The following is a 12,282-nucleotide window of genomic DNA, read 5'->3' on the forward strand; positions in this document are numbered from 1 at the left end:
GGTTACAATGTATAAAGATGGGAGGGATACATAATGAATATTTTAATTGTAGAGGATGAACAAGATATAAGAGAATTGCTAGAAATTCATTTATCAAAAGAAGGATATAAGATTTTTACGGCAGAAGATGGTCTTCAAGCTTTAAATATATTTGAAAATAAAGATATAGACATTGCACTACTTGATGTTATGATTCCGAAAATTGATGGATTTAAAGTTCTTAAAAAGATTAGAGAAACTAGTGAAATTCCAGTAATTTTTATAACTGCAAGGGAAGAAGAGGCAGATAAAATACTAGGACTAGGACTAGGGGCGGATGATTATGTAATAAAACCATTTAGTCCTATTGAAATAATTGCACGGGTTAAGGCTCAGCTCAGAAGGTATTATAAATATTCTAATAAAACTCATAAAACTGCAATAGTTGTTGGAGAGTTAATGCTAGACAAGGATAGTTGTTGTATTTATAAAAATAATATTCCTTTAGCTTTAAATCCAAAGGAATATAGGTTATTAGAGTTTATTTTAGAGAATCCAGGGAAGGTATACACTAAAAAACAGTTATATGAAATAGTATGGTGTAATCCATATTACGGGGACTCAAACACTATCATGGTACACATAAGCCATATTAGGGAAAAGATTGAAGAAGACCCTAAAAATCCAAAATATTTAAAAACAATAAGGTGTATAGGATATAAAATGGAGTTACAGCATAATGAATAGAAAAAAGTTAAAAAAAATAGGACTTTACTTTAAGAGCAAGAAAATGGCTACTCAATTATTTAAAAATTATATTATATTTCTAATTATTATAATTGCAATATTTATGCTAACAATGGTAACTTTATTGGTTTATTTTTCTGCTAATTATGTGGATCTTCCAACAGATAAAGCAACCGCTGAGTATATTATAAAGCAAAATTATAAAGATATAAACGTAACAAATTTTATAAAACATAAGGGCTATGTTGAAGTGCTTGATAAAAATTTAGTTATCGTTATGGAAAATGGTAGTAAGCATAAAGTGGGATTTAAATACCCACAAAAGTATTATCAAGATATGATTACTAACAATTTAAAGGATGGTTATTTTTATTCTAGTAAATATGGCACGAAGAAAGAGTTTATCCTAATTACAGCTATGCCGAACAGTATATTTGATGCTTATACATGGGGCTTCGAACATAAGCAGCAATTGGAAGAGGTTAGTAAACGTAAGAATAATGGATTTACTTTTTTAACAATATTTCCATTTATAATATTTATATTTTTATTATCTACAATGGTACTTTATTCTAAACTAACATCAATGATGTTTGTAAAACCATTAAAAAAACTTTTAAAGGGTGTTAACACTGTAAAAAATGGAGAATATTCGACAAGGGTTGAAATTAACTCTTTAAATGAAATTGGGCAATTAAAGGACGCATTTAATTTAATGGCAGAAAAGATACAAGAGGAGAAGTTGTTAAAGGAGAAGGCAGAGCATAATAGGAAAAGGATGATCCTTGATATATCGCATGATTTAAAAAATCCATTAACAAGTATACTCGGATATTCAGAATTCTTATTAGAGAATGATGATATTGAAATAGAGGATAGAAATAAATTATTAAAAGTTATTAACAACAATAGCAGGCGAGCAAACGACCTAATTCAAGATCTCTTTGAATTTTCACGTGTTGAAAGTACAGAATATAAATTAGATGTAAGCAATCATGATATAGGTGAGTTTTTACGAGAACTCATTGCAGGATATGTTCCAATTATGGAGCAAAAAGGCGTTTTATATGAATTTAATATCACGGAAGATGAAGTGGAAATTCTATTTGATAGAAAGAACTTAGATAGAGCATTAAGTAATATTTTATTAAATAGCATTAAATACAATAGCCCAGGTATTACTATTAGTATCAAGCTTTTATTAGATAATAATGTTGCTTCAATTATTATTGAGGACAATGGAGTAGGAATACCTAAGGAATTTCAAGGAAACATTTTTGAACCTTTTGTTCGTGTAGATACTACGAGAAATTCTAGGAATGGTGGTACAGGGCTTGGTCTTGCAATATCAAAAGCAATAATTGAAAAACATGGAGGAAGTATAACTTTAGTGCAGGATATAAATAAGGGTTGCAAGTTTATAATAAAATTAAATAAGAGCATAGATAATATATAGATTAGGAGTTTTAAATATAAGCTAGCTGCACCTTGCCTTCTAGGTAGGGTGCAGTTTAATATGCTTTTATATCATTTATTTACTTCTATTTACTTTGTTAATTTCTTTATCAAGATTCTTTATACGATTTTCTATTTTTTTTAAGGCATTACAGTAATCTAATAAAGACGAATCAATACGACTATTACTTTTGAAAATTGAATATAATTCTTTTCCAAGATCTCGATAGAGATTATCCATATTATTTTCTTCAGAATGGAGTTTATATTTAAGTTTGGATATTTCAATAAAATCTTCAGATTTGTTTGATAAAACCTCGATTCCGTTGCTTATTGAATCTTTAATTTTGTATAAATTAGGGCCTGAAGGCATAACACTTCCTCCTTTTATGGTATAATTTAAATTAAATGGGTAGACTCAATAACATATTATTTATGAGAATGCGTATATGTGACTAATAAATGCTTGTACACAAATAAATATATTTGATTTGTTATAAATTATAGATTATAAAATTGTTAATTTTAATATGGTGGTGATAATGTGAATAATAGAGAAAGACCGATAGGATTTTTTGATTCAGGAGTAGGCGGAATAAGTGTGTTAAAAGAATCTTTAAAAGTGCTTCCAAATGAAAATTTTGTTTATTTTGGAGACTCATTAAATGCACCCTATGGAACTAAAAATGTAAATGAGGTTAGAAAATTAACTTTTAAAGCGGTAGATTTTCTTTTGGAGAAAGGCGTAAAAGTAGTAGTGATTGCTTGTAATACTGCTACTAGTGCGGCTATTGATGCACTTAGAAGGCAATATAAAGATATACCTATAATTGGTATAGAGCCAGCACTAAAGCCTGCTGTAGAAGTTAGCAGGGGTAAAAGTGTAATTATTATGGCAACGCCGATGACTTTAACTGAAAAAAAGTTTGATAATTTAATGAAGTTGTACAATAAAGAAGTCGATATAATACCCTTGCCTTGTGCGGGCCTAGTTGAGCTTATCGAAAATGGAATTATAGATGGCGATGAAATTAATGAGTACTTAAAAGGAAAGTTAAAAGAGTTTAGTCATTTAGATGTAGCAGCTATAGTACTTGGGTGCACTCATTATCCATTTATAAAAAAAGAATTAATTAAGATCGTTGGAGAAAAAACTATTATAATTGATGGAAGTATAGGCACTGTGAATCAACTAAAAAGACAACTTACTCGTAATAATCTCTTAAATGAAAAGAAGACAAAGGGTATTGTAACTATATATAGTTCCTCTACGAATGATAATACAATAGATTTAAGTTATAAATTATTAAAACTATAATCTTATTAAAAAGATTTAAGAGAAAGTATTGTATATATAAAAGCAGTTTAAGACTATTTGAATTAGTTTTAGACTGTTTTTGTTTTTAATAGTGTATGTGATATATATCTAAAATTAAATTAATTATAGCAATTGTATGACTAGGTGAATAGTATAAACTATACAAAGAAACAACAGAAATAAGGTGATAAAATGAGAGTATTTCAATTGAAGAAAGATAATGAATACTACGTAGATCAGGATACATTTAATATGAAAATTGAAAGGATAAATAAAATTAATTGCATAACTATAGACAATCCCGTGCAAAATAATTTCTTATGCGTTATAAATCATCTAGTATGTAAATTTGAAGAGAATAAGAACATTGCGCATTTAATTATTACAAATGATGATAAACAATTGAAAGATACAACTACATTCGAGGGGTTAAATATTGGCTATAAGTATGACAAAGGAGAACCATTAGATAACTTAGAAATAGATATAGTTAATATTGACATAAATCGAGAGATAGACATGCTAGAAAAATATTCTTTGATAATACTTCCTGGAGGAAATATCCAAATAAAATTAGAAGAACCACAAGAAAAAATGAGTTTACAAATAAGCGTTGGTAAGGAGATGATTTAACTTTTGAATAGGATGACATTCTTAAAAATAGGTAGGGCTTACTAATTATTTTTAAGGATGTCCTTATATATATAAAATAGTAAATGATATAAAATGTGATATAATTTATAATGAATACATAACAAGAGGAGAGGTAAATATATGAATCCAATAGTAACAATTAATATGCAAGATGGAAAAGTGATAAAGGCTGAGTTATATCCAGAGGTTGCACCAAACACGGTAAATAATTTTATTAGCCTTATAAATAAGGGCTTTTATAATGGACTTGTTTTTCATAGAGTAATCCCAGGGTTTATGATTCAAGGGGGCTGTCCTGAAGGAACAGGCGTTGGTGGACCAGACTATTCTATAAAGGGTGAGTTCTCTTCTAATAAATTTAAAAATGATTTAAAACATTCAACTGGTGTTTTATCAATGGCTAGATCTAATGATTCAGATTCAGCAGGAAGCCAGTTCTTTATTATGGTAGCTAATTCTTATCATTTAGATGGAAGTTATGCAGCTTTTGGTAAAGTAACTGAGGGAATGGAAAATGCTTTAGAAATAGCTAATGTCAAAAGAGATTTTAGAGATAAACCAAACAAAGAGCAAAAGATAAAAGATATGAGTGTTGATACTTTAGGAATTAAGTACAGTGAACCAAAAAAAATAAAGTAGATATATATAAATAAAATAATAAATTGTAGGGGGAATATAGCGTGGATCTTATTAATGAAAAAGTTATCCTTGCATATGGACTAACTGGTGCAGAGGAAGAAAAATTTAATGATTTACTAGTAAAACAAAATATATTACCTTGCAGAATAATTGAGAAAAATATGGGTAACGTAACAATTAGGGAAGTATTACGAGATGTTAAAAAATTAGAGGATAATACTGAATTACCTAATGAAAAACTACTTATATTTAGTAACTTTGCGGATAAGGAATTGTATGAGCTAATTGATGATATAAGACAAATTAAAAGCAGCGATACAATACTTGCAGCAGTTACACCAACATCTATTAACTGGAAAGTTAGTTATCTTATGCATCATCTGATTGCAGAAAGAGAAGCTTACAAGAAAAGTAAATAAAGTACAGGGTCCAAAATATAAATCTTCTGCTATAAGCAGAGGATTTATATTTCGTTGTATATATAAATATAAAATTTAAATAAAAATTTTTATATATACCCGAAATGGTGTAAAATTATAATTAAATGATTAAAAACAATTATTCAATTGGAAAGGCGGAAAATTATGAGTAGAGTAGGAGACAGGATTAAACAAGTAAGAGAAACAAAAGAGGTAAGCCAAAAACAATTAGGTAAAAAAATCGGAGTTTCTGAAGGTTTTATTAATGATATTGAATTAGGAAAAAAAGTTATAAATGAAAAACTTTTAGAAAAAATATCTAAAATTTTAGGAGAAGAAATAGAAGATAGATCTGTGGCATTTGAAGATGCTTTGGAAAGTGAGGAAAGAAATCCAAAACTTGAGAGACCAATCGCAGGAAAAGTAAATGAAGTTTGGAATGATGCATTTAGTTCAGTTTTAAAAGATGTTGCTATTTATAAATATGATTTAGCTAAAGCTATAGGTAAGAAACAAATGCCAATAATATCAAATAAAGTAGAAGGATACGCTCAAGATAAAGTATTATTTTTAGAAATAGAAAATGATGATATGCTTGGGTTCAGAATTTGTAGTGGAGATATTGCTTTCGCACATTTGACTCATGAAATTGAAAACAATTCTATTTCATTATTAGATTATAATGGAGAAAGAGTATTAAGGCAGATAAAAAAACTAGATAGTAACAAAGTGCTATTAATAAGTAATAGAATTTCATTAAAAACAGATACAGTTCCTCATAATGACATAAAGGTAATTGCAAAACTAGATAGCATACAGTTTAAGTTATAATTATTTTTTATGATAGATATACTATTTATAAATGAACTTTACATTAAGTATAGAAGAAAAATGATTAATTAATAATTAATAGTATTAACAAAACACTACTGATAGTTTATAATAGAAAGTATGCATGAAGCATGTAATAATGGGGAATTAACTATTGATTTAAAAAATAAAGGATAATCAGTAGAGGAACAAGGGGGGGATAGTATTATGAAAGGAACAGTAGTGGCTACTTGGATGAAAACTTGTAGAAAACTTTATGGCGACGATACGGTTAATAATGCGATGAAATCTGTGGGGTGGAAAGCTCGGAAAATATTTTCACCGGTGGAGAACATAGATGATAGCCAAGTTAAAAATGTAATTGGCGATATATCTAAAAACCAAAATATACCTATTGATGTATTATGGAGAACAATAGGAAAAGATAATTTGACTGCGTTTCATAGAGATTTTCCTGCATTTTTTAACACTGAAAATGTATATTCGTTTTTAAAATCGCTGTTTGATATACATGTTGTAATGACAAAAAAATTTGCCGGGGCTAAACCACCGTTAGTAGGGATAACTCCTATTTCAAGTAGGGAAGCTATTTTCACTTATAATTCTAAGAGAGCGATGTTTGATTATTTTTTAGGACTATTAGATGGTACATGTGAGTATTTTAATGAAAAAGTTCAAATTGAGCAATTAGATAAAACTTCAGATAGCTTAAGTTTAAAGCTTACGTTTGATAAGGATATTTATTATAAAAAAACATATAAAATTAATAAAATCCTATCATTAGGCTTTATTAATAATACTCATGGTAAAGTAGGCCTATTTACATTTATTGTAGCTTTAATTGGGGCAATGATGTTAATTGGTACAGGTGATATTTTAAAAGTATTAGGTTTCTCTATCATTTCTGGACTAGCATCAAGTCTTGCGTCGTTTATAATGGGAAGACCTGCAAAGCTAATTATGCAAACTATAGACCAGATTAATAGCAATAATTATGTTGAAGATGGAGATATTGTAACTTGCGATGAGTACGAAGAGTTATACGAAAATATTAAGAAATATAAAAAAGGATTTAGAGCAGATTTTGTTGAGTTTAAAGGTGTAACTGATGAGATGGATACTTTTGCGCAAAATATAAATACGATTTCTAGTAGAATGAAAGATACTTCAGAGGATATATCAGGAGTAGTTGAACAAATGGCAGATACTTCTGTAAGCCAAGCTGAGAGTACTGAAAATGCTGTTTTAATCTTAAATGATAATATTAGATCGCTTAAAGATATTGTTAAAAATGAGAATGACAACAAGGATGAATTAGAAAAAGCTCTTGGAAAAATAAATAATAGCTATGAAAGTGTAAATAAAACAAGTAAAAATATACTTGGAACTTTAGAAAAATTTCAAGAAGTTAAAGATAATGGGATAAAGCTTGAAACTAAGGCTCATGACATAACAAGCATAGTATCGATTGTTTCTCAAATTTCTGAGCAAACAAACTTACTTGCTCTTAATGCATCCATAGAGGCTGCGCGTGCAGGCGAACAAGGAAAAGGATTTGCTGTTGTCGCAGATGAAGTTAGAAAGCTTGCAGAACAGTCTAAGAGCGCTGTGGAAGAAATCAACAGCAATTTGATTGAGTTTGTTAAGGATATAAATGTACTTGTTGATAAAATTGGTGATCAATATGATATTTTGCAAAATGAGACTAAGGGTCTAGAGGACGTAAGGGATATAAGTTATGAGGCTACTATGTCTGTTAGAACAGTTTCAACAGCAATGATAGATACTATAAATGAGTTAGATAGAGAAGCTAAATCTATTGCAAACATATATGAAACAATAGAGTCCTTAGCCGCAATTTCAGAAGAAAATTCTGCATCATCAGAAGAGGTAAGTGCAAGTGTTGGAACTTATACAAATGAAATTAAGAAGCTAATAGACAGTATATATGAGTTCAAAAAGATAACAAGTTCATTTAAAGAGGATTTAAAGAAATATAAGATATAGTTATTGTTAGGGAAGCAGGGGAAAGAAGATGGAACAATTACAAAAGAAAGCCGTAACATATCAATGGAAAGATGTTATTAAAAGAGGAATGTTTGCATTAAGCATACCATTAATAAGTTTGACTTATCCTCTGATTAATCAATATAGAGGAAATACTAACGACTTATTTACATTTGTAGATAAACTCATACCTTTTAATAAGTTTTTTATATTACCTTATATATCTTGGTATGTATTTATAGCAATTTTTTCAGTTATATTATGTATATATGATAAAGAAAAGTATTTTAAACTACTTATAACGTTAGACCTAGGTATGATTATGTGCTACATAATATACTATTTTTATCCAACATATGTTCCAAGACCAATAATAGTAGGAACAGATTTTTTTAGCAATTTGGTTTTGAGTTTATACGCGGCTGATAACCCCTACAACTGTTTTCCTAGTATTCATGTTTTAAATTCAGTGCTTATAACTTTGTATATTTATGAATCAGAAATGGTTAGCAAATGCATAAAGGTGATTTGTAGTATTATGTCTTTCTCTATAGTTTTATCTACTATGTTTATAAAGCAACATTATTTTGCAGATGTTATTGCGGGCATAATATTTGCTTTCATTTTATATTTTTGTTTTAAAAATTTGAAATTTAATTTTCATAAAGATGAAAGCATAACTTATATAGAATAATTAAAGGTCTCCATGATTAAATCATGGAGACCTTTAATTATTAGAAGATGAAACAGGTTACAATGGTATTTGTTATACTCCACTTAAGTTAAAATCGGGTATAAAATCAGGCGAGGAAGTTCCGTTATCTTGAACAAAACATTTTGTTATCCCTAAGTTTAAGCAGTAGTTTATTAAAGCATCATAATGATTCTGGTTTAGGGTCTTGTTTATTTCAGGAAAGTTAGCGTCTACATGTATAGGGGTATATTGATTCATTAAGCTAATATAAACATCATCATTAAAGGTAGCGTGTATAAAGTCTATTACTTTTTTAGAATCAAATAATAAGCCAGGCAGCATTAGATGTCTAATTATTACTCCCTTTTGAATTATCCCATTATCATCAAATTTTACATTCCCTACTTGAGAGACCATTTCAGTAATAACTTTACTTGCAGTATTAAAATAATTAGGTGCTTTTGAATATTTAAGAGCATATTTGTCTGCATAATATTTTAAGTCTGGCAGGTAAACATCAATGAATCCTTTGAGTGACTTAATAGTGTCTATATTTTCATATCCATTTGAATTATAGAGAATAGGAATACTAAGACCATTTTGTTTAGCCAGTTTTAAGGATTCTATTATCTGGGGGACGTAGTGAGTTGGCGTAACCAAATTTATATTGAGTGCGCCTCTTTTCTGCTGCTCTAAAAAAATTTCACTAAGGCGATTTATAGATATTGTTTTTCCATAGCCATCATGACTTATTTTATAATTTTGGCAAAATACACATTTCAGATTACAATGTGAAAAAAATACAGTGCCAGAACCTAATTCACCTGAAATACAAGGTTCTTCCCAATAATGCAAAGAAACTTTAGCTACTTTTATATACCCAGAAGCGTTGCAATAGCCTAATTCATCATCTAATCTATTAACAAAACATTTCCTAGGACATAAATTGCATTTTTTTAGTATGTCTAAAGAGGGTGAGTCATCTAATTTTTCTGTGTTTTTATTTATCATTTTTATCTCCTTGCTTTATAATTACAAGTCTTAGAATATATAAGAATTGTACAACTTTGATATATACAATGTCAATTTTGTCTTTTAGTAGTTTTCTTATAAAACAAAATGCATTGAATTAAAAATATAAAACTTATTGCACCAAAACCAGGATAGAGGACTTTGATTAGAGTTTTAAAGCCAATTTGAGAGATAGGCAAAGCTACAACAACTATTAATAAAACAGCTTTCTTATAAGAAATATTAAACTTTTTCTCTAAAGTTTTTCCAACACTATAGATATTGGAAACTTCAGTTGAAAACATTTCACAAAAGATTACGCAAAGCAAAAGGATCTGCATTAACATGCCAAAACGGTGTGTTATATAAAGAAGAGGAATTTCATATTTAAAAATTTGAGGAATATTTAATAAAAGCATTGTATTTATCAAATAACATAAGATAGTTAGTCCGAAGGCTCCTAGTATAACGCCAGTAATAAGAACTCGTTTATATTTAATTTCTTGACTTAGTGGGACTAGTACACCGCTACAACATAACATATTAAAACCTGCATAAAGCAAAGCTGAAAAAAACCATTGAGCAGGTATTATATTATCTTTATATGAGGGAATTTGCTTTATATAAGTAGCACTTACCATATCTTTGTAAAATAGCAAATATAAAATGAATATAGTTACAATAATTGTAATTAAGGCTGGAACTATAAATGAATTTATAGTTATTAATCCTTTAGTATCCTTAAGCACGGTATATAAAGAGATTATAGCCATAAGTAAAATTCCTACCCATTTTGAAATACCAAAATATTGGTGAAGAAGTGCACCACTTCCAGCGAGAATTACGGCACCACCACTTACTAAGAAAAAACTTGTGAAAACATCTGTGATTATACCGAAAAAACCTGGGCTTACGAGAGTTATAAGCTCGGTATAGGAACTTAATTTATGTTTTAGGCTAATAGAAACAATGATTGAACTTACTATAATATAGATTAAACAACATACAAGAATCCCATAAAAACTCACATATCCATAAGTACTGAAAAATTGAGTTATTTCCTGACCAGAAGCAAGTCCTGCACCTACTATAGTGCCAATAAATACAGCCGCGGTTTGAAATATTAAACCAATCGTTTTTTTCAAGATATCTCCTCCACAAAATTATTAAATTTAGAGTCACACTTAAATAAGATGCTTATATCTATAAATATATGTGTGTTATTTAATAAAAAACAATTATTTCAATGAAAATAATAATTTTATAAATTAAAAATTTAGTTTGAGGGAAACTATAATATAACAAATTATTTTTAATTATAAATATTAAGTATATTTATAATTAAAAATAAATTGAAAGGAGTGGAAATATTGAAAAAATTTTTAAGTTGTTTATTAATACTATTTTGTATTTTGTCGATCGCGGGATGCTCAAATAAAAAGGAAGAAGATAAGCCAAAAGTAAATACATTTGAAATTAAAACTGCAACCAATGTAGTTTTAAGTTATATGAATTTTATAATGAAAGAAGATTTTGAAAATGGTAAAAAATTATATACTAAGGATTTGTATTGTAAAGCTACTGATTTGCCAATTAGCAATATGAAAATAAAAGGGTATAAAGTTACAGAAAGTAATGAGATTGGCAGAAGTGGAGTTTTTAAGGTAAGGGTTACTAGGACTTCGATAGGTAGTTCGTTATCTTGCGTGGATGAATATTCTATTAAAATTGTTAAGGATGGAGCTGAATATAAAATAAGCGAAATTACGAATACACCACAAAAGGAAGCTTTCCTAGAAGGTACAGGTATTAGATTTCGAGATAAAAAAAATGTAAAGACAAATTTAATTATTGATGTATCTGGAATCCCTAAATATGCATACTCAAAGGATGATGGAGCAAGGCTATATAAAATAATGGTACCATTAAAAGAATTTGGACCCATGAATTTTAGCTATGAAGGAGATAAAATTGCATTTAGTACTTATAATAAAAATTCATTTATAGGGATTGTCAATATCGATGAGTCTCTTGAAGTTCAGGGGAGTGCAGAAAAATCATCACAAGGTGGAGGATCTGGGGTAATGGCTAAAGAAAAACCAATTGGAAAGGATTTAATACCAATAGATTTATTATTTGATTGCAAGGTCGAATTTATGACATTTTCAATGGATGAAAAATTTTTGCTTGTGCAATATAATAGTGAAAAAACAGGGAAATGTATTAGAGTTTATAAAGTAGACAATGGGGATATGATCCCAGTTAATTTTGAAAAAGATTATCCTATAGAAAAGGTTCAAATAATATTTTCTTCTTTCGGCGAGGATGATATGACATATGAAGTAATCCCTAAACCAAGTAGCAATGGAGCAGAAGGAGATATTATTGGAAAATGGAAATTAAGTTTAAAGGATTTTACTGTAAAAAAACTATAATTAATACACTCACTATGGAGATAAGGTATACTTAACATAAGTTTAGTAAACAGATAACTAGTCTAACGGCTAGTTATTTGTTTAAATATTTTT

13 protein-coding genes are annotated in these 12,282 nt (G+C 28.7%); 10 read left to right on the forward strand and 3 right to left on the reverse strand.

What is annotated here, in order from left to right; translation table 11 throughout:
* Positions 1–33: 33 nt before the first annotated feature.
* Positions 34–726, forward strand: a complete 693-nt coding sequence (locus KPL44_RS16950; RefSeq protein WP_216252637.1) for a response regulator transcription factor — start codon at positions 34–36, stop codon at positions 724–726.
* A complete protein-coding gene (locus tag KPL44_RS16955; RefSeq protein WP_216252639.1) occupies positions 719–2,182 on the forward strand; it encodes a HAMP domain-containing sensor histidine kinase in 1,464 nt (487 codons plus the stop codon). The genes KPL44_RS16950 and KPL44_RS16955 overlap by 8 nt, the downstream gene beginning before the upstream one ends.
* Positions 2,183–2,257: 75 nt before the next feature.
* Here the strand turns inward: KPL44_RS16955 and KPL44_RS16960 are convergent, their stop codons facing one another.
* A complete protein-coding gene (locus KPL44_RS16960; RefSeq protein ID WP_216252641.1) occupies positions 2,258–2,554 on the reverse strand; it encodes a hypothetical protein in 297 nt (98 codons plus the stop codon).
* Positions 2,555–2,725: 171 nt separating this feature from the next.
* On the opposite strand from KPL44_RS16960, the gene murI reads away from it, so the two are divergent.
* The 7 genes from murI to KPL44_RS16995 all read left to right on the forward strand — a co-directional run bounded on the left by murI (position 2,726) and on the right by KPL44_RS16995 (position 8,743).
* Entirely contained in the window at positions 2,726–3,499 is a 774-nt protein-coding gene (murI, locus tag KPL44_RS16965; protein ID WP_216252643.1) for a glutamate racemase, read from the forward strand.
* Positions 3,500–3,691: 192 nt separating this feature from the next.
* Positions 3,692–4,132 (forward strand): hypothetical protein, encoded by a 441-nt coding sequence (locus KPL44_RS16970; protein ID WP_216252645.1) that lies wholly within the window; start codon positions 3,692–3,694, stop codon positions 4,130–4,132.
* A gap of 141 nt (positions 4,133–4,273) precedes the next feature.
* Positions 4,274–4,792 carry a peptidylprolyl isomerase gene (locus tag KPL44_RS16975; protein WP_216124350.1) on the forward strand — a complete coding sequence of 173 codons (519 nt, stop codon included), beginning with the start codon at positions 4,274–4,276 and terminating at the stop codon, positions 4,790–4,792.
* A 41-nt stretch (positions 4,793–4,833) separates the two neighbouring features.
* On the forward strand, positions 4,834–5,211 hold the full coding sequence (locus KPL44_RS16980; RefSeq protein ID WP_216252646.1) for a DUF3783 domain-containing protein: 378 nt from the start codon (positions 4,834–4,836) through the stop codon (positions 5,209–5,211).
* A 165-nt stretch (positions 5,212–5,376) separates the two neighbouring features.
* Positions 5,377–6,042 (forward strand): S24 family peptidase, encoded by a 666-nt coding sequence (locus tag KPL44_RS16985; RefSeq protein WP_216252647.1) that lies wholly within the window; start codon positions 5,377–5,379, stop codon positions 6,040–6,042.
* 207 nt (positions 6,043–6,249) lie between these two features.
* Positions 6,250–8,049: a heme NO-binding domain-containing protein gene (locus KPL44_RS16990; protein ID WP_216252649.1), complete on the forward strand. Its 1,800-nt coding sequence runs from the start codon at positions 6,250–6,252 to the stop codon at positions 8,047–8,049.
* 28 nt (positions 8,050–8,077) lie between these two features.
* The gene (locus KPL44_RS16995; RefSeq protein WP_216252651.1) at positions 8,078–8,743 is read left to right on the forward strand and encodes a phosphatase PAP2 family protein; all 666 of its coding nucleotides are present in this window, start codon (positions 8,078–8,080) and stop codon (positions 8,741–8,743) included.
* A 72-nt stretch (positions 8,744–8,815) separates the two neighbouring features.
* Here the strand turns inward: KPL44_RS16995 and KPL44_RS17000 are convergent, their stop codons facing one another.
* Complete coding sequence (locus KPL44_RS17000) at positions 8,816–9,754, reverse strand: radical SAM protein (protein WP_216252653.1); 939 nt, start codon at positions 9,752–9,754, stop codon at positions 8,816–8,818.
* Positions 9,755–9,825: 71 nt separating this feature from the next.
* Positions 9,826–10,902, reverse strand: coding sequence for a YkvI family membrane protein (locus tag KPL44_RS17005; RefSeq protein WP_407935024.1), 1,077 nt, complete (start codon positions 10,900–10,902; stop codon positions 9,826–9,828).
* Between the two features lie 222 nt (positions 10,903–11,124).
* Here KPL44_RS17005 and KPL44_RS17010 point away from each other — a divergent pair, with 222 nt between their 5' ends.
* Positions 11,125–12,189: an LptM family lipoprotein gene (locus KPL44_RS17010; protein ID WP_216252657.1), complete on the forward strand. Its 1,065-nt coding sequence runs from the start codon at positions 11,125–11,127 to the stop codon at positions 12,187–12,189.
* Positions 12,190–12,282: the final 93 nt, after the last annotated feature.

The organism is Clostridium sp. DSM 17811, assembly GCF_018861905.1.
Taxonomy (GTDB): Bacteria; Bacillota; Clostridia; order Clostridiales; family Clostridiaceae; genus Clostridium_AD; species Clostridium_AD frigoriphilum.

Coding starts and splice junctions, on each gene's coding strand:
- KPL44_RS17000 (WP_216252653.1), bottom strand. CDS start 9,754: ATGATAAATAAAAACACAGAAAAATTAGATGACTCACCCTCTTTAGAC.
- KPL44_RS16950 (WP_216252637.1), top strand. CDS start 34: ATGAATATTTTAATTGTAGAGGATGAACAAGATATAAGAGAATTGCTA.
- KPL44_RS16995 (WP_216252651.1), top strand. CDS start 8,078: ATGGAACAATTACAAAAGAAAGCCGTAACATATCAATGGAAAGATGTT.
- KPL44_RS16960 (WP_216252641.1), bottom strand. CDS start 2,554: ATGCCTTCAGGCCCTAATTTATACAAAATTAAAGATTCAATAAGCAAC.
- KPL44_RS16975 (WP_216124350.1), top strand. CDS start 4,274: ATGAATCCAATAGTAACAATTAATATGCAAGATGGAAAAGTGATAAAG.
- KPL44_RS16990 (WP_216252649.1), top strand. CDS start 6,250: ATGAAAGGAACAGTAGTGGCTACTTGGATGAAAACTTGTAGAAAACTT.
- KPL44_RS16955 (WP_216252639.1), top strand. CDS start 719: ATGAATAGAAAAAAGTTAAAAAAAATAGGACTTTACTTTAAGAGCAAG.
- KPL44_RS16970 (WP_216252645.1), top strand. CDS start 3,692: ATGAGAGTATTTCAATTGAAGAAAGATAATGAATACTACGTAGATCAG.
- KPL44_RS16985 (WP_216252647.1), top strand. CDS start 5,377: ATGAGTAGAGTAGGAGACAGGATTAAACAAGTAAGAGAAACAAAAGAG.